This is a genomic window from Ottowia caeni, from assembly GCF_050821495.1.
Taxonomy (GTDB): Bacteria; Pseudomonadota; Gammaproteobacteria; order Burkholderiales; family Burkholderiaceae_C; genus Ottowia; species Ottowia caeni.
This window is the reverse complement of the sequence record NZ_CP151080.1, coordinates 2,752,732-2,773,937: the sequence shown is the minus strand read 5'-3', so window position 1 is coordinate 2,773,937 and position 21,206 is coordinate 2,752,732. Positions and strand designations below refer to the sequence as shown.

General features: G+C 60.8%; 12 protein-coding genes and 2 pseudogenes. 1 reads left to right on the top strand and 13 read right to left on the bottom strand.

Annotated elements, in window-relative coordinates; translation table 11 throughout:
* Positions 1–90 precede the first annotated feature (90 nt).
* The 10 genes from AAAK34_RS13190 to AAAK34_RS13145 all read right to left on the bottom strand — a co-directional run bounded on the left by AAAK34_RS13190 (position 91) and on the right by AAAK34_RS13145 (position 10,593).
* Positions 91–1,254, bottom strand: a complete 1,164-nt coding sequence (locus AAAK34_RS13190) for an alpha-hydroxy acid oxidase (protein ID WP_431777360.1) — start codon at positions 1,252–1,254, stop codon at positions 91–93.
* Between the two features lie 146 nt (positions 1,255–1,400).
* Entirely contained in the window at positions 1,401–2,786 is a 1,386-nt protein-coding gene (gorA, locus tag AAAK34_RS13185; RefSeq protein WP_231698019.1) for a glutathione-disulfide reductase, read from the bottom strand.
* A gap of 176 nt (positions 2,787–2,962) precedes the next feature.
* Positions 2,963–3,937, bottom strand: a complete 975-nt coding sequence (locus tag AAAK34_RS13180; protein ID WP_431777359.1) for a Bug family tripartite tricarboxylate transporter substrate binding protein — start codon at positions 3,935–3,937, stop codon at positions 2,963–2,965.
* 41 nt (positions 3,938–3,978) lie between these two features.
* A complete protein-coding gene (locus tag AAAK34_RS13175; RefSeq protein WP_231698021.1) occupies positions 3,979–4,716 on the bottom strand; it encodes an enoyl-CoA hydratase-related protein in 738 nt (245 codons plus the stop codon).
* A 37-nt stretch (positions 4,717–4,753) separates the two neighbouring features.
* On the bottom strand, positions 4,754–5,926 hold the full coding sequence (locus AAAK34_RS13170) for an acetate--CoA ligase family protein (protein ID WP_431777358.1): 1,173 nt from the start codon (positions 5,924–5,926) through the stop codon (positions 4,754–4,756).
* Positions 5,880–6,884: a CoA-binding protein gene (locus tag AAAK34_RS13165; RefSeq protein ID WP_431777357.1), complete on the bottom strand. Its 1,005-nt coding sequence runs from the start codon at positions 6,882–6,884 to the stop codon at positions 5,880–5,882. The genes AAAK34_RS13170 and AAAK34_RS13165 overlap by 47 nt, the downstream gene beginning before the upstream one ends.
* 18 nt (positions 6,885–6,902) lie before the next feature.
* Complete coding sequence (locus AAAK34_RS13160; protein WP_231698023.1) at positions 6,903–7,883, bottom strand: tripartite tricarboxylate transporter substrate binding protein; 981 nt, start codon at positions 7,881–7,883, stop codon at positions 6,903–6,905.
* A 69-nt stretch (positions 7,884–7,952) separates the two neighbouring features.
* Positions 7,953–8,711: an enoyl-CoA hydratase/isomerase family protein gene (locus AAAK34_RS13155; protein ID WP_231698024.1), complete on the bottom strand. Its 759-nt coding sequence runs from the start codon at positions 8,709–8,711 to the stop codon at positions 7,953–7,955.
* Positions 8,708–9,391: a cysteine dioxygenase gene (locus AAAK34_RS13150; protein WP_231698025.1), complete on the bottom strand. Its 684-nt coding sequence runs from the start codon at positions 9,389–9,391 to the stop codon at positions 8,708–8,710. Before AAAK34_RS13150 ends, AAAK34_RS13155 begins: the two co-directional genes overlap by 4 nt.
* The gene (locus AAAK34_RS13145; RefSeq protein ID WP_231698026.1) at positions 9,388–10,593 is read right to left on the bottom strand and encodes a CoA transferase; all 1,206 of its coding nucleotides are present in this window, start codon (positions 10,591–10,593) and stop codon (positions 9,388–9,390) included. The genes AAAK34_RS13150 and AAAK34_RS13145 overlap by 4 nt, the downstream gene beginning before the upstream one ends.
* A gap of 102 nt (positions 10,594–10,695) precedes the next feature.
* On the opposite strand from AAAK34_RS13145, the gene AAAK34_RS13140 reads away from it, so the two are divergent.
* Positions 10,696–11,454, top strand: a complete 759-nt coding sequence (locus AAAK34_RS13140) for an IclR family transcriptional regulator (protein WP_231698027.1) — start codon at positions 10,696–10,698, stop codon at positions 11,452–11,454.
* A gap of 37 nt (positions 11,455–11,491) precedes the next feature.
* Here AAAK34_RS13140 and pbpC read toward each other — a convergent pair.
* The 3 genes and pseudogenes from pbpC to argH form a co-directional block, all read right to left on the bottom strand.
* Positions 11,492–13,686: pseudogene (gene pbpC / locus AAAK34_RS13135) on the bottom strand (penicillin-binding protein 1C).
* Positions 13,673–19,671, bottom strand: a pseudogene (locus AAAK34_RS13130) (alpha-2-macroglobulin family protein). Before AAAK34_RS13130 ends, pbpC begins: the two co-directional pseudogenes overlap by 14 nt.
* Before the next feature lie 49 nt (positions 19,672–19,720).
* Complete coding sequence (gene argH / locus AAAK34_RS13125; protein WP_231698030.1) at positions 19,721–21,166, bottom strand: argininosuccinate lyase; 1,446 nt, start codon at positions 21,164–21,166, stop codon at positions 19,721–19,723.
* Positions 21,167–21,206: the final 40 nt, after the last annotated feature.

The window sequence follows — 21,206 nt, the reverse complement described above, 5'->3', positions numbered from 1 at the left end:
ATTTTGAAAACATTTTTTTTAATCTCCGAGGGTTCTTTTGAATCGTGTGGGCGGTAGCACTCAATCAAGCCCGGGCAGTGGCAGAGGAATTCAGCTCACCGGGTACGTGCCAGGCCGAAAGATGGTTTGGTCAACGGATTCGATATTCGTGTGACCACAAAACGCCATGGTGGTGTCGAGTTCGTGATGGATGATTTGCAGCGCCTTGGTGACACCGGCTTCTCCCGCTGCGCCCAGGCCGTAGAGAAAAGCGCGGCCGATATAGGTGCCATGTGCGCCAAGTGCGCGGGCCTTCAGAACGTCCTGGCCGCTGCGGATGCCCGAGTCCATGTGCACCTCAATTTGCGAGCCCACGGCATCGACGATGGCGGGAAGGGCAGTGATGGTGGAAGGCGCGCCATCGAGTTGGCGACCACCATGGTTGCTGACGACAAGGGCATCAGCCCCGCTATCTACCGCCAGGCGAGCATCTTCCGCCTCCATGATGCCCTTGATGATGATCTTGCCGCCCCAGCGCTTCTTGATCCATTCGACATCGCCCCAGTTGAGGCGGGGGTCGAACTGGTCTGCGGTCCAGGCGCCCAGGTTACTCATGTCGGTGACGCCCTTCACGTGACCATGGATGTTGCCGAACTTGCGTCGGGGCGTGCCCAACATGCCAAGGCACCACCTCGGCTTGGTGGCCAAGTTGATCAGGTTGGCCAAAGTCGGCTTGGGCGGCGTTGAAAGCCCGTTCTTGATGTCCTTGTGGCGCTGACCGAGAATTTGAAGATCGAGTGTGATCACGAGCGCACCGCACCCGGCTGCCTTGGCGCGGTCGATCAAGCGCTCGATGAAGTCCCGGTCCCGCATGACATAGAGCTGAAACCAGAATCCTGGGCCGGCATGCTCAGCCACATCTTCGATGGAGCAGATGCTCATGGTCGAGAGTGTGAACGGAATTCCGAACTTTCTTGCAGCGCGGGCCGCTGCGATCTCGCCATCGGCGTGCTGCATGCCCGTCAGTCCGGTGGGTGCCAGTGCCACGGGCATGGTTACTGGCTGCCCCACCATGGTGGAAGCCGTGGAGCGCCCCTCCATGTTGACGGCTACGCGCTGGCGAAAGAGGATGCGCTGAAAGTCAGACTCGTTGGCCCGGTAGGTGCTTTCTGTCCAACTGCCGGAGTCGGCGTAGTCGTAAAACATGCGGGGAACACGGCGCCGTGCAAGTTGTCGCAGGTCCTCGATGCAGGTAATTTTGCTCAGGTCACTCATTTTTCATCAATTTGGTTCGAGGAAGTCTTAAGGTGAAATTGCTCTGTCGGTAGTGATCGCTGGACCCTGCTGTCGTGTACAAGGCTTTCGCATTTGGTTCGTGGTTCGTGGTTCGTGGTTCGTGGTTCGTGGTTCGGGGCAGTAGCCTATGTCCGACTGACTTCTCTGAGTGTCACGAATTCCTCCGCGCTGGTCGGGTGGATACCGATGGTGGCATCAAATTGGGCCTTGGTTGCGCCACATTTCAATGCCACGGCAAAGCCTTGCACAATTTCCCCTGCGTCGGCTCCGACCATGTGCAAACCGACCACTCTGTCGGTGGCTGCGTCGACGATCAGCTTGACCATTGTTCGCTCGCTGCTGCCAGAAAGGGTGTGTTTGAGCGGTTTGAAGTCGCTGCGGAAGACCCTGATAGCCTCGAATTTTTCGCGTGCCTTTTCTTCTGACAGTCCCACGGTCCCGATGGGTGGATGGGTGAACACGGCCGTGGGAATGAACTCATAGTCCATGGTTCGCGACGGTTTGCCGGTAGCGGGGCCGAAGAGGTGGTCGACCAGCACCATGGCTTCAGCCAGCGCCACTGGCGTGAGTTCCATGCGCCCCACCACGTCTCCCAGTGCGAAGACGCTCGGCACACTGGTAGAAAAATCGTCGTTGATGAGAATTTTGCCGTTGTCGTCGTGGCGTATGCCCAGTGCGCCCAGTCCCAAGCCGTTGACGCGGGGTTTGCGCCCCGTGGCATAAAGCACGACGTCTGCTTCCAGGACCTGACCGTCCTGGAGGAATACTTTGCGCCCGCTGCCCGCGGCCTCAATGCGCTCGACCTCGGTATTCACACGAATGTCTACGCCCGCTTTGCGCATCTCGCTGGCTGTAAAGGCTCGCGCTTCATTGTCGAAGCCGCGCAAAACTTGCTCACCCCGATACAGTAGCGTGACCTGTGCTCCCAGCCCATTGAAAATGCTCGCCATCTCGCAAGCAATGTAACCGCCGCCCACCACCACCAGGCGCTGCGGGAATTGGGGAAGATCGAACATGTCGTCCGACGTGACGGCCAACTCTCGGCCCGGGAACTCGGGCACAAAGGGCACGCCACCCGTGGCAAGCAGAATATGCCTGCTGGTGTGTCGCGTCGTCTGGCCGTCAGATTGGGTGACTTCCACTGTGTGGGCATCTGTCAGTTTTCCGTGACCTTGCAAGCGCAATACTCCTGCATTGGTCATCAATCCGTCGTAGATCCCATTGAGCCGGGTGATTTCTTTCGCTCGATTGGATTTCAGTGTTTCCCAATTCAGGGTGGGCGTACCTGTAAGCTGCCACCCAAAGCCGCGAGACTCTTCAAAGGCCTCCTGATAATGGGCTCCATAGCTGTAGAGCTTCTTGGGAATGCACCCCACGTTGACGCAAGTGCCTCCCATGGGGCCACTCTCGGCCATGCCAACTCGAGCGCCACGCTGGGCGGCCATGCGGGCCGCCCGCACGCCGCCGGATCCACCGCCAATGACAAAGAGATCGAAGTCAAACTCGGCCATGACGGCCTTTCTCATAGATGCTGAACACACCGCAAGTGTAGGTAATCAGCGATTCAGAGGTGCGTTGACGGTTTTTCGACTTCAAACCCTTTACAAGTGTTCTCACGGAGGCCACCGCGGTCGGCTCCAGCGTACCCCGTGAAGACCTCTCCCCGAGCGGGGAGGTGCTTGTTGGCTCAATCGCCCTTGATGCCTTCCTTTTGAACGACATCGCGGAGGTGATTTGCGTCTCGCTCCACCTGTTTGGCAAACTCCGCAGGCCCTGCGAAATCCGGATACATGGCTGAGAGCAGGAGTTGCTCGCGGACACCGGGGCCTGCCAGCACCTTGGCTGTTTCTTCCGCCATGCGCGCCACGATGGGAGCAGGCGTTCCCTTCGGCGCAAACAGGCCAAACCAGCTTGGCGGATTGACGCTGAAGCCTTGCTCTTTCAGTGTGGGAATATCGGGCAGTTGCGGGTTACGTATGTCGCTGGTGGTGGCAAGGCCCTTGAGGTCACCGGATTTCACGCGTGCGGCGGTGACCGGGTCATACATGACGTCGATACGGCCACCGATCATGTCGGTCATGGACTCCATGGCGCCCTTATAGGGCACGTGAGTAACTTCCACGCCGCTCTGCTTGTGCAGCAGAACGCCGGTCAGATGCACAATGGAGCCCACCCCATTCGATGCGAAGGTGAACTTGTTGGGGTTGGCCTTGGCAGCGGCAATGAACTCCTTGTAATTGGAGAAGGGCGCATCCTTGCGTGTCGCAATCAGCCCGTATGACGAGCTTAGCTTGGCTATGGGTGTAAAGCTTTCCCATGTGTAGCCTGTTTTGCGCAGGTAGGGTGCGACGGCAACGGTGGCGGTTGGGCCGACGAAGAAGGTGTAGCCATCGGGCGCGGCTCGGGCTGCATACTCAGTGCCTAACGCGGCGCCCGCGCCGGGCTTGTTCTCCACGATGACGGGTTGGCCCAGTGCCTTGGAGACGCGGTCTCCAATGAAGCGGGTGATGATGTCCGAAGATCCGCCAGGCGGGTAAGGCGTGATGAAGCGAATCGGCTTGTCTGGCCAGTTGGCAGAAGCCGTTTGCGCTGTGGCGGGCGAGAAGGCTGCAGGTAGCGCGACCAGCGCCAGCATGCCGATTAGGTGTCTCTTGCGGATCATCTTGTCTCCTTTGGTTTGAATGCGGTGCTATGCGCTTTAGCTCAGCGGCCGGTGAACTTGGGCGGGCGCTTTTCCTTGAACGAGGCGACGCCTTCCTTGATGTCTTCGCTGCTGGCAATGCGGTCGAGCATCACGCGCTGCGGATAGTGCTGCGCGGTGGGTGAGACAGGGAGCGTACCTGCTGCGATCGATTTCATTGCCTGCACCACTAGCGGAGCGTTGTTGGCGATCTTGGCGGCTAGTTCCAGGGCGACAGTCATGGCTTGCCCCTTTGGCACCACGCGATTGACCAGGCCGATCTCGTAGGCACGTTGCGCGGTCATGGGATCACCGGTCATTAGCCATTCAAGGCCCGCCTTGTATTGCATGCGCGGCGGGAAACCAGCCATGATGCCGGCGAACGCGCCAATCTTGGCTTCAGGGTAGATGAACTGTGCCTGCTCTTCCGCGACGGCCATGTCGGCCAGCATGATCATGGTGGCGCCTGCTCCCACGGCGAAACCGTTCACCGCGCCGATGATCGGTTTGTTGCAGGGGACCGAAAGGTTGGGCATGGCGGTCCACACATCTCTCGGGAGGTCCTTAAGGTCGGCGCCAGCGGAAAAAGCTTGGTCGCCGGCGGCGCCGAGAACCGCCACGCGGTCATCGCTTTGGGCAAACCGCAGCCACGCCTGGTGCAGGCCCTGCACGACAGCGTTGTTGATCGAGTTGCGCGCTTCAGGCCGGTTGATGGTGATGCGGGCGATGCCGCCAACGCTTTCATACGTGATGTCGGACATGAATGAATTTCCTTGGGTGATTTATGAGACGAATCGGTTAGGCCAACGTGGCACGCGCATCGGCGGCCACAATGCGGTTGCCGGCGACGAACAGTGGGTTGATGTCGAGCTCTTGCACGCGCCCGTTGGAGGCCGCGGCGATTGAGCCCAGACGCACGAGCACGTCGGCGATGGCATCCAGATCAGCGGGCGGGCGGCCACGAAAGCCGTTGAGCAGGGCACGGCTACGCAGCCCGTCAAGCATCTCCCGGGCCATCGCGTGGGAAAGCGGAGCAGGGCGTAGCTGCACGTCCTTCATGAGCTCGACCAGCACGCCACCTGCGCCCACCATGACCAAGGGACCGAATTCGGGATCGTTCTGGATGCCCAGGATCAACTCGGCGTCTGCGCGCCACATTTCTGTGACCAGGTAGCCGTCAAGTTTGGGCACGCCTGCGGCACGTGCGGCTTGGGCGATGGTCTCGCATGCGTCGTGCACGGCGCTGTCTCCCTGCACGCCAAGACGTACCGCGCCAATGTCGCTCTTGTGAACGATCGCGGCGCTGACGGCCTTGATGGCCACCGCTGTGCCGATCTCCTGCGCTGCGCGCACAGCGGCATCAGCGTCTTTGGCGAACGACCACCGCGTGGTGGGAATGCCGTTGGCTTCCAGCAGCTTGCGGGCATCAGGCTCGGTGAGAAAGCCGCTAGGCAGATCGTCCGGTACTCCGCAACCCGTTACGGGGAGTGTCGCTGGCTCAGGTTCTTTGCGATGGGCCAGCACAGCCAGCACCTTGAAGGCATCGTGAGGACTATCAAAATAGCCGTGCCCCGCCTCTCGCAACATGCGCCTTGCAATATCGCCGTGATTGCCCGCGCCCTGCACGAATGCCAGCGGTTTGTTGGTACGGTCTGCGGCGGAAATGGCGGCCTCGACCACTTTTTCCTGCCAGGGTTGCGTGGTTAAAAGCAATAAACCGGCCCCGACGGCAGGGTCTGACATGGCACGATCAACCGCTATGCCGACACCGCCACCTTTCACCTCTGGGTCAGGCTCGGCTTGGGGGTTCAGCATCCCGAAATCGAAGGGTAATTGCCGGTGAGTGGGCGGGAAGACCTTCGAGATGGCTTGCACGGTGGCATCCGACAGTTGTGGCAGCGTGAGTCCGTGCGCCTCAAGGCCGTCAACGAGCAGTGCACCGCCTCCGCCGGAGCCGGAAAAGACAGCCACATTGCTGGAGGTGGGTCTTTTCCTCGCTGCAATAGCAGTGCGCCTTGCAGCAGGTCGTAGATGGTCTCAAAGAGGTACACCCCCAGCGGCGGCAGGTGGCTTCGAAGGAGGGCCATGCGCCCGCAAGGCTGGCAGTGTGTGATGCGGCTGCGCGCGCACCCGCTTCGCTACGGCCTGACTTGGCCACGCACACCGGTTTGCCGGCTGCCGCGGCGCGTTCGAGCAAGGCGGTGAAGCGCTGCGGATCCTTGATGCCTTCAATGTACAGAGTGATGACTTCTGTTTTTGGGTCGTCGATCAGGTATTCAAAGAAGTCGTTCAGATCCAGGTCGGCCTGATTGCCCACTGAGATGGTGGATGAGAAACCTGCGCCAATGTCCACTCCGCGCGAAATCATGGCGCCCATCAGCGCGCCGCTCTGGCTGGCCATGCCGATGCCGCCCGCTGGGAGGCGGTCTACGTTGCCCATGACCACACCGGTGGTGGCGCAGAGATTGTGGTGGGTGTTCAGCAGCCCCATGCAGTTTGGTCCGATCAAGCGCACTCCGCCTGAGCGAGCCAGGGCCACCAGTTCCTCTTCATCGGCTCGGCCTTGCGGTCCCGTCTCCGCGAAACCGGCCGTGATGCACAGTGCACACCCGACCTTCTTTTCGATGCAGTCCTCGATAGCGGCACGAATGTGGTGGCGAGGAACCAGCAAAATGGCCAGATCGACCGCGCCAGGGCAGTCCTTGAGCGATTGGTAAGCCGGCAGCCCCATCAGTTCGGTGGCCTTGGCGTTGATGGGGTAGAGGGGGCCGTTGTGCCGATGCTTGAGCATGTAGCGCAGCAGGCGGCCACCCCATTTTTCATCGCTGTCAGAGGCACCCACGATGGCCACGCCAGTGGGGTGAAGGATCTCGCGTACGGTTTGGTTCGGTTTCACAGTGGCAGCAGGGTTGAATGCAGTTGAGCTCATGTGCGGAGAAGATTGGCTTCAGTTGCCGCGAATGCCGATGGTGGGCAGCAACTCAGCGTACATTTTTTGGTCGTTAAGGAGGGCTTTGCCATACTCTTCTGGCGGCATCCATGCAGCGATCGTGTTGGCCCGTGCCAAGGCGTCCTGAACGGACTTCGTCTCCAGCGCCTTGCGCAATGCATTGCTCATCTGGCTTACGATGGCTTTGGGCGTGCCCTTAGGCGCCAAGAGGCCCCATCCGGGGCTCTTTGACTGCGTGATTTCGAAGCCAGATTCCTTGAGTGTGGGCACGGCTGGCAGGTCCGGGTGGCGCTGGCTATAGAACACGCAAAGTGGCTGTACCTTGTCTGCCTTCACCATTGGAGAGACGGCGCCGTCGATGATGAAGTCGATCTCCTCTGTCAGCAGGCCGTTGACGGCTGCGGCCGAGCCCTTATAGGGCACATGCAGAACGTTTATACCGGTGTCTCGGGCCAAGGTAAGTCCAAAAACGTGGCCGGCAGATGCTTCGCCCGCTGAACCGAACGAGAGTTTCCCTGGGTTGGCCTTGGCGTAGGCGACGAACTCCTTCATGTTCTTGATGGGCAGTGTCTTGCGCACGGCCATCACCCCGATGTAGTCGGCGATACCGCCCGCAGACTCAAAGCTGTCCAGGCTATAACTCAGCTTGCGCAGGTTTGGAAGCTGAGTGAAGCTGGTGGCAGCGGCCAATAGCCATGTGTTGCCATCAGCCGGTGAGCTTGCCACGGCTTCTGTGCCGATCTGCGTGGTGCCGCCGGGCTTGTTTTCAACGAAGAAGTTGGCGCCCAGGGTTTTGCCGATCTGGTCCGCGATCAGCCGGCCGAGGATGTCCGAGGAGCCGCCAGGCGGGAAGGGCACCACCAGGCGAATAGGGCCGGAAGGCCAAGTGGATTGCGCTGCGGCATGTGTTCCGATCAGCAGTGAAGGAAACATCAGGGTCAGTGGTGCCAGCAGGCGTAGGCGTTGTGGTTTGCTCATGCTTTTTCCTTCGGATTTAGAAAGAGGAATGTCTCTGGAGAGTGGCGCTTGAAATGAGATGAGGCGGAGTTACTTGCGTGGCTTGCTGTTGTTTCTGTAGGCCTGCAGTCGCTCGGCCAGCCCTGGCAGAGCCCCTGAGCGCACGAGCGCGGCGAGATCGTCATTGCTTTGGTCGGGGCGCGTGGCAGCCTTGAGTTGGGCGTAAGTGGAACGGTCTACCGCCAGAGCAGGTAGTTGAGTGCGCCATCCATCGGATGCGATCATGGGATCGCTGAGCTGTGCAGTGGCCAAGCCGCTGGCTAGGGCTTCACTGGTTTCAATGCGGCAGCCGTGTGCGACCCAATTCAATGCTTTGTCCGGGCCTACCACACTCGATAGGCGCCGTGTGCCCAGAACAAGCCCGAACCCTGCGCCGGGAAAGCGCCATTCGGTCTGCGAATCCGCATAACGCAGATCGCACGCCACAAATAGATCTGCGCCAGCACCCCAGGTACGCCCCCGCGCCACGGCAACGGTTCGAAGAGGCGCGTTCCAGATGAGAGCCAGCAGATGCTCGATCCGTGCAAACCGCCAGAGAAGCGGACCATCCGCAGCAGCTTGGCTGTCGCCCGCCGCGCGAGGTTCCGCCGTCTGATTGCCGAGGTCGAAGCCGGTGCAAAAATGTGAACCGGTGGAGTTCAGAACAAGGGTATGAATGGAGTCATCGGCGACGCATTCCGTTACCCGGTCGATCAGGGATTCGACCATGGATTCCGATAAGGCGTTGCCGCGCGCAGGCTGAGCCAGCGTTGCCACCGCAATGTGGTCGGCGCAGGTAAATTCGATCATGCCGGCTCCTTTGGGAGCTCTGCGCGAACAATGTGCGATAGATCCCACAGGTTCGGGGTCTGGGCCGAAGAGTAGCCGGACACAAAGGGTTTGACCGCGCCGCTTTCCAGATCGAAAACGTGGCGAGCGACGGCACCGATGTTGCCCCCGTAAACATGAATGCTGATCGAGGTGCGGTCATCGTAGGCGTTTGCCACCTGGTGAATATCGCCGGTGCGCGGGGAGACCATCTCAATGTCGCCAGGGGACAGGGTTTGCCGCGGTCCATCGGGTATGAGCTTGCCGTTCTCGTCCCGTTTGAAGTTTTGCCCGGTCTCAGAGCCGCGCAGCATGCCGATCAGTCCCCACACCATGTGATCGTGCACCGGGGTGCGCTGGCCGGGTCCCCAGACGAAACTCACCACACTGAATCGTTGCAACGGATCGCAGTGCAAAAGGTACTGCTGATAGTGCTCAGGGTGTGGCTGGGCAGCTGAAGCGGGAAGCCAGGCGTCGTTGGAAATGAGGCGTGCCAGAGCACCCCGAACGGCTTCCACGCAGTGGGCTTCAGACTGCGGTTGCTCCACAATCCGGGTCGTCGTGGCCACGAATTCGCGCAGCGGCGCGAGAGATCTAGCCAAAGCCAGTGGATTCTCTACAGGCTCCACATGCTGAGTGGCGGCGGTCGGCGATGTGCTCATGATGATTCCTTTGCACTGGAGGCCTCTTCGCAGGATGAGCGCAAATCCAGGCCGTGTTCGTTCAGTGCGGGTGGGCGTGTGTCAACGTTGAAGATCGCGCCATCAAAACGCACGGGGCAGGCCACGGTGCGGGTCTCGGTGCCGCCGGGGAGCATCATCGGTTGCACCAGTTGCAGGTGCTTCGATTGCGGATCGGCCAGGGCTTCGGCAAAGCCATTGATAGGTGCAGAGGGCACACCTGCTGCAGCAAACCGACCAACCCAGTCTTGAATGGTGGAGCGGGAAAACTCAACTTCGAGCAAGTCCTTCAGTGCTTCCTGGTTGGCGGCACGTAGGCTGGGAGTGCCGAAGCGCTCGTCTGCCAACAGTGCGGGGGTGTTGGCCACTTCGCAGACTGAGCGCCAGAGCTTGTTGTTACCTGCAGCAATGGCAAACCAGCCGTCGGCGCACTTGAATGCCTGGTAGGGGGCATTCCTGGGGTGGGCGGAGCCCAGGCGCCGGGGGTTTCGGTTGGTGCCGAAGTATTCACTGGTTTGCAAGGCTCCCACTGCCAGAGTGGTTGCAAACATGGGTACGTCGATGTGGCAGCCCTGGGCGTTCTCACCTTCGGCACGGAGTCGCGCCAATGCGGAAGAGATGGAGAAGGCCGCGTAGAGTCCGGCAGTGAAGTCGGAAATTGGCACGCCGCACTTCACGGGCGCACCATCTGCCTCGCCTGTCACACTCATGACGCCGCCGGCGGCCTGCATGGTCAGGTCGAAACCGCCTTCGCCCGAGCGGGGGCCGTCCTGGCCGTAGGCAGATATGGAGCAGTAGATCAAAGAGGGCTTGCGCTGCTTGAACCAGGACCAGCCGAGCCCCAGGCGCTCCATGGCGCCGGCGCGGTTGTTTTCAACCAGGACATCAGCCTCCAGGACCAGCTTGCGAGCCAGTTCCAGATCTTCCGGGTTTTTCAGATCCAGCGCGATCGAACGCTTGGATCGGTTGAGGGACGCGAAATTTTCGGAATCACCATTCTTGATGGGGGGCCACTGACGAAGGGTGTCGCCTTCAGGGGGTTCGATCTTGATGACTTCTGCGCCGTAATCGGCCAGGAGCATGCCGCAGAAAGGACCTGCCGCTACTTGGCAGAACTCGATGACCTTCACGCCTGACAGAGGGCGTTTGTCGTTCGCGATATGTGGTGTGGATGTGATTTGCATGATTCTGCCGTCATGTTAATCCGTTCTATACTTGAATTCCAACTTTCCATATTTGAGAACGAGATAAGATGTTCACCTGGAACTTCTGAACATGAGGCAGACATGAACAACACCCTGGTGAAGGGATTGCGGTTACTCGAATTGCTATCTGCTCGCGATGGCGCGATAGGCGTGAGCGAACTGGCAGCAGAGCTTGGTGTGGGGCGCAGCAACGTCCACAGGCTGTTGCAGGCGCTGGTGGAAATGGGCTATGCGGTGAACGAGGGTGGGCGGGGCTCCTACCGAGCTACGCTCAAGGTATGGGAGCTCGGCGCGCAAGCGCTGCATCGACTCGATTTTCGAGAGGCCTCTGCACAGGCTATGCGCTGGTTGCTGGCAGAGAGCAACGAAACGGTGCACTTATCCGTGTTGAGTGGGGACGAGGTGGTGTATATCGACAAGCTGGACAGCCCTGAACCTGTTCGTGCCTATTCCGTTATTGGCGGGCGTGCGCCGGCCTATTGCGTAGCTACAGGCAAGGTGCTTCTTGCATGGCGTGACGAAGCCCCAGCGGATTTGCTGACGGTGCGAAAGCTGCAGGGTTTCACACCTGACACCATTGCAGATACAGCCCAACTGGCCAATGAATTGGCCAAAGTGCGCCAGCAAGGTTACGCGATCAACCGCGGCGAGTGGCGTGCCAGTGTTTGGGGCATTGCGGCGCCTGTGAGAGTCGGAAATGGGCGCTTGGTGGCAGCCATGGGAATTTCCGGCCCCGCGACGCGCATTCGTGCTCGCGGTGTTCGGCGCCTCTCTGCGCTGGTCGTCGAAGCGGCGCAGCAGGCTTCCAGAACGCTGGGCACTCGCAACGGGGGCGCTTGACGGAGCACTGTCGGCACGTCGAAACGACGTAGACGTGTCAACGTTCGAGCATTTTGACCCCGGCCCCCCGCACCTCCAATTGGAATTCTTCGTGCATCAGGCCTTTTGCATCACGCAACTGAACCTTATGGCGACCGGGCCAGGGTAGCCAGTGGGCTCGCGCACCACGACCTATTTCGCGCGTTCCGATGAACCAACGTAACGTGGCGGGTGGGGCGCTGCCGGGGTCTGCAGTGAGCGTGAGGCGCTGGCGCGTGGGTGGAATGTCAGGGTCCAGGGCGAGAATGGTGCCGTCCACCGGGCTCAAGATACGCGGCCGCACCGCGTACTTTTCTTTTGCTTCCCGGCCGGAGATGCCTCTGCGGCAATGGTGAACACTCTTTGCTCGGTACCCGCCAAGAACCAGTCTTCTCGCGAAGCTTCTACCTGATCGCCGAAGGAAATGGCGAACTTGATCACGCCCTTGGGCGGTCTTGGGGGATGTGACGGGGTCCGCGCGTGAAGCGCATTCATCAGCGCGGCCCAGACGGGAGCGGCGCCGCTCGTACCGCTCACATCCCACATGGGCTTGCCACTGGAATTGCCTATCCATACTCCCACTGTGTAGCGCTGGCTGTAGCCGATAGCCCAGTTGTCGCGCATATCCTTGCTGGTGCCGGTTTTTACGGCAGCCCAAAAACGCGTGGCAAGAATCGAGTCGGTGCCGAAGGTGCGGGCACGCGCGTTGGAGTCACTTAGGATGTCGGTGATGATGAAAGCGGCCGAAGGATCCAGGGCTGGCGTGAACTCCGGGACATGCGTTGCCGGCGACGGCTTGTACGTGGCTGTGCTGTAGCGCCCACCATTGGCTAATGCCCGGTAGGCGTTGGTGAGCTGGAGCAGGTTGACCTCTGCGCTACCTAGTGCCAAGCTATAGCCGTAATAGTCTCCGCTTTCCCTAAGGCCTATTCCCAGGGCTTGCAGCTGTCGCACGAACGATGTGGGCGAGACCATCACCAGCGCACGAACTGCGGGAACGTTCAGCGAAGATGCAAGTGCCGTTCGCGCCGATACCCAGCCCTTGAACTGTCGGTCATAGTTCTGCGGAATGTAGAGCCCGCTGGCAGTTGGCAGGTAGGCCGGTGAGTCGTCCAGGAGCGAGGCGGCGGTCAGCCGGCGTTCGGCAATGGCTTGGCCATAAAGAAAAGGCTTGAGTGTGCTGCCCGGCTGGCGCATGGCCAGCACTCCGTCGACCTCGGCCGCGGAACTCAGGCTGCCGGTGGAGCCTACCCACGCCAAAACCTCGCCGCTGGCATTGTCGAGAACCACGACGGCGCCGTCTTCTACATTCCGCCCGCGCAATTCTTTGATGTGCTGCTGCAGGCTCTCCAGTGCCAGGCGCTGCAATTTTGCGTCCAGTGTGCTGCTTATCTCAGTGAATTCTGGCGAAGTGGCCAGGAGGCGGCGGGCCAGGTGCGGGGCGATGCCGTCGCTGGCCGCAAAGGCGCGCCGCGCCAGGATCACTTCAGCCTGCATATCGAGTGCGAGGCAGTCTGTAGGGGTGCGGGGGCCCCGCATGGCCTTGAGTACGCCGCAAGCACGCGCGGCCACTGCAGCAGGGCGGGCATTGGGAGAGCGCACCAGGGCGGCGGCCAGGGCGGCTTCGCTGTCATTCAGGCCGTGAGGCGCCTTCGCGAAGAGGGTGCGTGCGAGCGCGTCAATTCCCACCAGCTCTCCGCGAAAGGGCACCAGGTTCAGATACGCCTCCAGGATCTGATCCTTGCGCCAGTCAGACTCCAGGCGTGTGGCCATGACGGCTTGGCCGATCTTTTGCCGCAAGCTGCGCCCGCCACTGCCCAGTCTCAGGTCTTCATCAAGCAGGCCAGCCAGTTGCATCGTGAGTGTGGAAGCTCCGCGCGTACGCGTGTTCCAAAGGTTAGCCCACGCGGCCGCCGAAACGGCGCGCCAATCAACCCCGGAGTGTTCATGAAAACGCTTGTCTTCAGAGAGCACCAAAGCGGTGCGCAGTGCCGGTGAGATGTGGCGCAGAGGCACCCAGGAACCGCGTCGCACCGTGGGGTCGGTGCGCACGCGTTGCAGCAATTCTCCGTGCCGGTCCAGCACCTTGGTTTCAGAAGGACGGTGGCCGTCCCTTACCACATCGAAGCTTATTGCCTGGCAGTTGGCCGCCAAGCACAAGGCCACGACAAAACAGCTTGCGCCGCGGAGAAGGCGCGAGTTATGGCGCCACATTCACTTTTCCGTTTGGAATTTCACCAAACATCTCCGGCGCGTACAACGCTTCCACGCGGCTGGGTGGCAAACTGAAAATGCCTGCATTGTTGAGTCGCACCGTGTACTCGACTTTCACGGTGCCCTTTGGCAGGTATTCGTAGTAACTGCGGAACGACTCGAAGCTCCGCTCCTCGAACGCGGGCCAGCCTCGACCGCCGCGCTGCTCGCCTTGGGTCGCTATCTGCGAATCGCGTCCCAAGCCACTGCCAAGAATGGTGGCGCCAGATGGTATGGGGTCGGTCACAGCAATCCAGGTCATGTCCTTGCTGCCAGTCACCTCGAGCGTCACCTTCAGGATGTCGCCACGCGTATAGCGCCCCGGCGGGAGTGATTCGCTTGCCTGCTCGACGGGCGTAACCGTTTTCTTGATCTGAAAACCAGAATTGAAGGGTGCCTTTAATTCGACCGCTGCCATAGATTGCAGGGTCAGCCACGGTTTTCCGCTGCCGCTATGGGTGACGGTCAGAGGTTGCGGTGCGCCTGGCAGGGCTGCGCCCCAGGGCAGCAGGGCCGTGTTGTTCGTGAGTTGTCCGGCCGCAGCGGGGGCACCGTACAAAGTAGACTGATGCGCTGCACTCTGCACAGACGTGCGGCTCAAGTGTGTGACCTTGGCCCAGTCAACTTCAGCTGTGGCGGAGCCCAGCGTGGTGCGGGTTCGTCCGTTCACGGGCGTGGTCTCGTGTTGTCTTGAGAACTGTTCCAATGCCAGTCCGCCCCACAGGTTAGCGGTGGTTGTGTTCCATGCGCCCCCCTGCTGGCGGGCGATGAAGCCAACCACAAGTCGGCCAAGATCGTCCTTCCAGCCAGCGTCATTCATGACTGTGAGCAGAAGGCGTGCGCTGTTAACGTCTCCACCCGCCATGAGCCACCACCAGTAATCATCTTGCTCTGTGTTAAAGCTCAGTTTCGTGCCCTGGGTGGAAAGCCGAGCACGCAGGATCTGTTCAGCTTGTCCTAGCTGTTCGGATTTGTTCGGTACAGAGGGCAGTCGCTTGAGGATACTGACCCAGTCGATCACCGCGCTGGTGGGCCATTTGTTCGGAGCGATCGTCAGGCTGCCAAGCATGGCCACCTTGGCTGAACCATGGCGAGCAAGCGCCTCAATGGCTGCCAGTTTGCGCACGTCAAGATCTTCACGGGGCGACCAGAATTTGCGTTCGATTCGGCCTTCCACGAAAGCCGTGAGGCCTGAGATCATTTGTGCCCGCACCGCGTCGGGCAGCGCGAAAGCGGGATTGATTTGGCTTGCTTCGCTTGTGGCCGCAAGGAGCCACGCAGTCAGCACGTCGCTGCCACGGTTGGTGTCGCCAGCTTGCGGCGGAAAATACGTGGCCAGGCCATCCTGATCAAGGTAAGCCGGCAGCTGCGCCACTGTCTGCTGCCAAAGCTTTTCGTCGCGCAGGCCAATAGATTTGCTGACCTTCTGCTCCAGGCAGGCATAAGGGTAGCGCGAAAACCAGTCGCGAACGCCGGGGAGTCCTTCAGACAGACTAGATTGCAGCGCCACGCGAACGCCACCGTACTTCTCCCCGCTGGAGGGGAGCGCGTCTGACGGTGGTGCGACGTTGAAAGTGAAAGGAGCCTCCAGTTGCGTCAAGCTTGCTTGCTGCACCGCGAGCGGTACTGCGGGAAGCAGGCGCTGACTGATTTTCAGCGCGTCGCGAGCAGTGCCTGCAGTGTCTTTGGCTTCGATCTCCCACACCAGTATTTCCACGCGGGTGGGGTTCGATTGCAGGGGCGCTGTGACGTCCCACCGCAGCTCACGTGCTTCACCGGCAGGTATGTCGGTGGATTGTGCTTTCAGCTCGATCAGTGTGACCCGTGGGGCTACGACCACATTCATGGCTTTTTGCGTGGTGTTGCGCAAGGTGAGCATAGCCTTGAACTGATCGCCCTCACGCACTAATGGCGGCAGGCCGCTGATGATCTGGAGATCCTGTGTGGCTTTGATGGCGGTCTTGCCGGTACCGAAGAGGCCTGAGCCTGCATCGGCTACAGCTACTATCTGAAAGGTCGACAGGGCATCATTCAGCGGCACTTCGACCACGGCCTGGCCATGCTCGTCGAGCTGCACTCGCGGGTTCCACAGGAGCAGGGTGTCTAGCAGCTCTCGCGTGGAACTCTTGCCGCCGCCGTCGCCTCCGGTGGGTACAGCCTTTCGGCCATAGTGGCGACGGCCGATGATCTCCATCTGGGCGGTCGCGGTTTCCACGCCCCATGAGCGGCGCTGCAACATGGCCTCCAGCAGATTCCAGCTGTCGTTGGGCATGAGCTCAAGCAGGGCCTGGTCCACGGCGGCCAGTGCCACCTCGGCGTGAGCCGCAGGTTGCCCGCCCGGCAGTTTGGCGGATATCGTTACCTTGGCTGTGCCGCGAACAGGGTAGCTTTCCTTGTCGGCTTTGAGAGATACATCGATCCGGTGGGCGTCGCTGCCCACTTTTATTTCGGCCATGCCGAGGCGAAATGCGGGCTTGCTCAGATCGACCAAGCTCGTGGGGGCCACGTAGTCCTTGCTTTCATACCAGAATGCGCGCCACCATTGGCGTGGAGTTTTGTAGCCCCAGGTGAATAAGCTGTACCAGGGCACATCGTGCAGGCGGCCGCGCAGTGCCAGAATGCTCACGTAAACGTTGGGCCCCCAAGACTCTTCTACCTTCAGGCTGACAGTAGGATCGTCTCCACGCAGGTGCACCAACTGCGTGTGCAAAATGCCCTCGCGTTCGACCGCGACCAGCGCATTAGCGTAGCGAAACGGCATTCGCACCTGGAAGCGCGCCGTCTCTCCCGGTTGGTAGAATTTTTTCTCGGGCACGACGTCCATGCGGTCGTGGTTCTCGCCACCAAACCACAGCTCGCCTTGTTTAGTCACCCAGACTGAGCTGGCAGCCTCCATGGCGCGGCCCTGATCGTCAAGTGCTTTCACCACCAGTTCGATCTCCCCTGCCTGGGTCATTTTGACGTCGCAGGTGAGTAGACCTCGGACGTCACTTGTGCCGGTGCATACGGTTCCCAGATCCCTGGTTTCTGTCCGGTTGTCGTAGGTGTAGAAGCCGCCCACCATGCGCTTTCGGCTAGTGGTGGTGATTCGGGCGATGGCTTTCACATCAAGCGGGACACCTGCCTTGGGCTTGCCGGTCAGATCCAGGGCCAACGCCTGCAATTGTGCAGACTGGCTCGCAGATACCCAGCCTTCTGTCTTGATGCCGGCAACCACGCCAGCCGGCCAAAGGGTGCTGTGGCTGCGCAGTGTCTGGATCTCGCCATTGGGGTCGGCATAGGTGGCTTCGATCAACAGATCCTGAGGCCGAGCTGGCACCGCCAGCTTGTCGATGACCACCTGGCCGCTGCCGTTGCGGTCCAGCGTGACGGCAAGCTTGTCTGCTACCCCCGCTGGTCTTCGCGTGCGGATGCCTCTTCTTCCCCTTCGCTGCCTTCCGGTGCGTTGGTCTGCTGGCCGCGCCGGCGGGGTGAGTCGAAGCGGAAGTCGTCGTAGTCTGAGTAGCTCAACTCCTTGGCACGCGTGAGCGCTGAGACGCGCACCGGCAGATTCCCAGCCCCACCGCCAGAAACGTAACTCACCTGCACGTTGACCGGCACGCGGATTGCCCCGATCAAGGGCTCCTGCGTTGCCGAAGTGAGTCGGCCCTGCAACACCGGCAGGCGAAACTCTTCCACCCTGAATTGGCCGGTATCAAAGCTGCGGCTGTAATCGTCGGGTTTCTTGGGGTGGGCGGATTGGCGCAGGGCCACTTGGTAGACACCAAGTTTGGCCATCTTTGGGATGGCAAATTCGCTTTCCGCGCTGCGCCCACCTGTTCGGGTGTCTCGCCATGCCAGTGGCTGGGTGTATTCCTGTCCGCTGCCTACGTGAGTGATGACCAGAGTATCGGGCTGGCGGTCGGGCAGGCCGAAGCCGGCGCTGGTTTCTGTGCGCAGAAAATGTTTCATGGACACCGTCTCGCCAGCGCGCAGGAGCGGCCTATCCAGCACGGTATGTGCACGTAAGTCGGGTTGCGCATCGCGCGTGGTGGGCACATTGAAGCGCCATGGTTCTATGCCTTTTTGCCACGAAGACCATGTGAATGCCATGTCTTCTGTGGACCCTGTGAGGGCACGGGCGCTCACGAAGTAACCTTGCGGATAATCGCTGTAATCGTCTTCGTGTGTCTGGCAGACGGGTGCATCTGGCGAAAGACCCTTGAAGCGCGCGATGCCTTGCGCATCTGTCGTGGCTTTTGCGAGTTCGCGGCCCCTGCAGTCGGAAACACGCACTGTGGCGCCCGCAACAAGCTGACCTTTGTCTAGCGAGGTGACCCAGGCCAATGCATTTTCCCGCCCAAGCTTGAAGTGCACGGCGAGGTTGGTTACCAGCGCCGAACTCCGCACATACATCGTGCGGGCGGAGCCGTACTTTTCGTCCAGCAGAGATTGGCCCAATCGCTGCGAAGCGATCTCCAACACGTGGAAGCCGGGTGCAAGCGGTATGCCCACGACTTCAAAGGGCCGGGTATCTTGCCCTTCCTTGGGCATGGGCAGCTGCAGGGTTTGCACACCGCGTTCGCCCGCCAGAAGAGAGAGCAGGCGCGGCTGCACGGTTGTTTTGCTCTCCTCGTCGATGGGCGGGGGCAGCGGTTGGCGGAGGTCCTTGGCCGCCATCGCTCGTGAAACGGCAAATCCGTCGTAACGCTGTACTCGCCTGTACCAGTCGATGATCTCGGCGTCACTCTCGGCTTGCAGGCGACTGATCTGCAAGGCACTGGCTTTGAGCTGGAGCTCGACGTGGCGTAAGGTCACCGGCAGCATCGGCTGGCTGCCCGGGCCTTCGGCAAAGCGCTCGACAATGCCAAACGGCGCGGCAGCGAACTTGGCCAGCGGCGGCATTGGGCTCGTGCTCAACTTGAACGGAAACGTATTCGCGTTGCTCAAGGGGCGGCCGCTGGCATCTTTGAGATCTGGCGGCAGAGTCAGCGTGAGGGCGGCTCGCTCTGGCAATGGGCCGGAGAACTCGATCCGGTCGATAAGGGCATCCGCATCGCCCGCCTCAATCGTTGGCCGGTACTCACCCCGGTCTGAACGCAGACGGATCTCCTGCAGAAGCTTGCGTTCAACCGGAGCGCTGAACTTGAGGCTGATGGGGCGAATCGGCATGCAAGCCGCCTGCGCGTTCTCCCTTTCGCAACTGACACTGGCGGCGAAGGGCTCGCGCACCTTGAATGCAAAGCGTTGCTCCTGTTTGCTCGACAGTCCGCTCGGCGTCATGACACCCTGGCCGTAGACCACTTGGACCCGGGTGGCCGGTGTGAGCCGGCGGTTGCACGACAGGGCGTGATAGCGCCGCGGGTCCTGCTTGGCCTCTCGCTCGCTGCCCACCGCCTTGAGGACCGCAGTGCGGGTGTCGCCTTCCACCAAGCGTACCGGCACCCGCTCGCCGACGCCGTCTACTGCGCACCAGACTGCGGCGCGAACACTTTCGGAGGTGGCAGGGCCATTCAGGCGCAGCACAAACACTTGCTCCTCCTCAACCGGCTCGAAGGTCGATGGGCTGATGCGTTGTACGAAAGGGCCGCCGGTGTTGAACTGGAAGCTGGTGGCGCCTGTCAAGGTCGTGCCGGCGCTGGATTTGAAGCCGGGGACGGCGTCAGCGCGACAACGCACTCCGGGGGGCAGATCGCTTTCAAACTCGTATACCCACTCGCGTGAGCTGTTCCACCGCCCTTGCCCGCGAGAGGCCGCCGCGTTGTCGCAACTGACTTTGAGGGGGGCAGGCGCCTTGGGGTCGCCGAAATTCACCGAGTTCTCGTTGAACTTGGCGACAAGTTGCCTGACCTGTGAGACCTCGCCCTGCGGCGTCACGCTGGTAAGCGTAAACCCGTGGGCGCCCACTGCTAAAAGCGCTAGTGTCCAGGGGAGCCAACGTGAGCCGCAGCGAACAATGAGGCTCATGGGCATGCGGGCTCCTGGACAGGTTGTCGATAGAACTACTAACTATAGGTTAATTTTTCGAGTTCAACCTGGCAAGATGCCGTGCGATCTGCGCCCGCACCTGTGAAGGTGCTGTGCCGCCCAGTGTGTCTCGGGCGTTCAGGCTGCCGCGAAGGGAGAGCACGTCATAGACGTCCTTCTCAATGTCGGGGTGGAAACCTTGCAGTATGGCCAGCGGTAACTCGGAAAGGTCGCAGTTGTGAGATTGCGCAGCCTTGACTGCGTGGGCCACGGTTTCATGGGCGTCGCGGAAGGGCAGGCCCTTCTTGACCAGATAGTCAGCCAGGTCGGTTGCCGTGGCGTAACCCTTCAGCGCAGCTTGCTCCATGGCGTTCGCGTTGACGGTAATCCCACCTTGGCGGGTGCCGGTCTGGGCATCTGTCTGACCTGCGATCATTTCAACGAAGATGCGCAGCGTATCGCGCACGGTATCCACCGTGTCGAACAGCGGCTCCTTGTCTTCCTGGTTGTCTTTGTTGTAGGCCAGCGGCTGGCCTTTCATGAGTGTGATCAGGCCCATGAGGTGGCCGACCACTCGGCCAGTCTTGCCACGAGCGAGTTCCGGCACGTCCGGATTCTTCTTTTGCGGCATGATGGAAGAGCCGGTGGTGAAGCGGTCGGCGATCTTGATGAATCCGAAGTTCTGGCTCATCCAGAGGATCAGTTCCTCGGACAGGCGGCTCACGTGCACCATGATCAGCGCGGCAGCGGCGGTGAATTCGATGGCGAAATCCCTGTCGCTCACGGCGTCGAGGCTGTTCTGGCACACGCCGTCCATCCCCAGGCTGCGGGCCACACGCTCGCGGTCCAGGGGGTAGGTGGTGCCGGCCAATGCCGCTGAACCCAGCGGCAACTGGTTAACGCGCCGGCGCACGTCAGCCATGCGTGCTTCGTCACGCGAGAACATTTCTACGTATGCCAGCAGGTGGTGCGCGAAGCTGACCGGTTGAGCCACTTGCAGGTGGGTAAACCCAGGCAAGATGACTTCAACGTTCTTTTCGGCCACCTCCAGCATGGCGCCTTGCAGTTCGCGAAGCAGGCCCGCGATAAGGTCGATCTCATCGCGAAGCCAGAGACGGATGTCGGTGGCCACCTGATCATTGCGGCTGCGGCCGGTGTGCAGGCGTTTGCCGGCATCGCCGATGAGTTGTGTCAAACGGGCTTCAATGTTCAGGTGCACGTCTTCCAGCGCAAGCTTCCACTCGAACGCACCGGATTCGATCTCGCTTCTGATTTGAGTCATGCCGCGCTCGATGTCAGCGCGATCCTGCGGTGTGATCACGCCTTGGGCAGCCAGCATTTCGGCGTGGGCAAGGCTGCCGGCAATGTCCGCGCGCCACAGGCGCTGGTCAAAATCCACGCTGGCGGTGTAGCGCTGCACCAGTTCGCTCATAGGCTCAGAGAACAGTGCAGACCAGGCCTGGGATTTTTTGTCGAATTGGTTGGTGGAGGACATAGGGGGTGTGAACTAATGCTGGACAGATGCCGTGAAGAGC

Coding starts and splice junctions, on each gene's coding strand:
- AAAK34_RS13180 (WP_431777359.1), bottom strand. CDS start 3,937: ATGATCCGCAAGAGACACCTAATCGGCATGCTGGCGCTGGTCGCGCTA.
- AAAK34_RS13160 (WP_231698023.1), bottom strand. CDS start 7,883: ATGAGCAAACCACAACGCCTACGCCTGCTGGCACCACTGACCCTGATG.
- argH (WP_231698030.1), bottom strand. CDS start 21,166: ATGTCCTCCACCAACCAATTCGACAAAAAATCCCAGGCCTGGTCTGCA.
- AAAK34_RS13155 (WP_231698024.1), bottom strand. CDS start 8,711: ATGATCGAATTTACCTGCGCCGACCACATTGCGGTGGCAACGCTGGCT.
- gorA (WP_231698019.1), bottom strand. CDS start 2,786: ATGGCCGAGTTTGACTTCGATCTCTTTGTCATTGGCGGTGGATCCGGC.
- AAAK34_RS13145 (WP_231698026.1), bottom strand. CDS start 10,593: ATGCAAATCACATCCACACCACATATCGCGAACGACAAACGCCCTCTG.
- AAAK34_RS13150 (WP_231698025.1), bottom strand. CDS start 9,391: ATGAGCACATCGCCGACCGCCGCCACTCAGCATGTGGAGCCTGTAGAG.
- AAAK34_RS13190 (WP_431777360.1), bottom strand. CDS start 1,254: ATGAGTGACCTGAGCAAAATTACCTGCATCGAGGACCTGCGACAACTT.
- AAAK34_RS13140 (WP_231698027.1), top strand. CDS start 10,696: ATGAACAACACCCTGGTGAAGGGATTGCGGTTACTCGAATTGCTATCT.
- AAAK34_RS13165 (WP_431777357.1), bottom strand. CDS start 6,884: ATGAGCTCAACTGCATTCAACCCTGCTGCCACTGTGAAACCGAACCAA.
- AAAK34_RS13175 (WP_231698021.1), bottom strand. CDS start 4,716: ATGTCCGACATCACGTATGAAAGCGTTGGCGGCATCGCCCGCATCACC.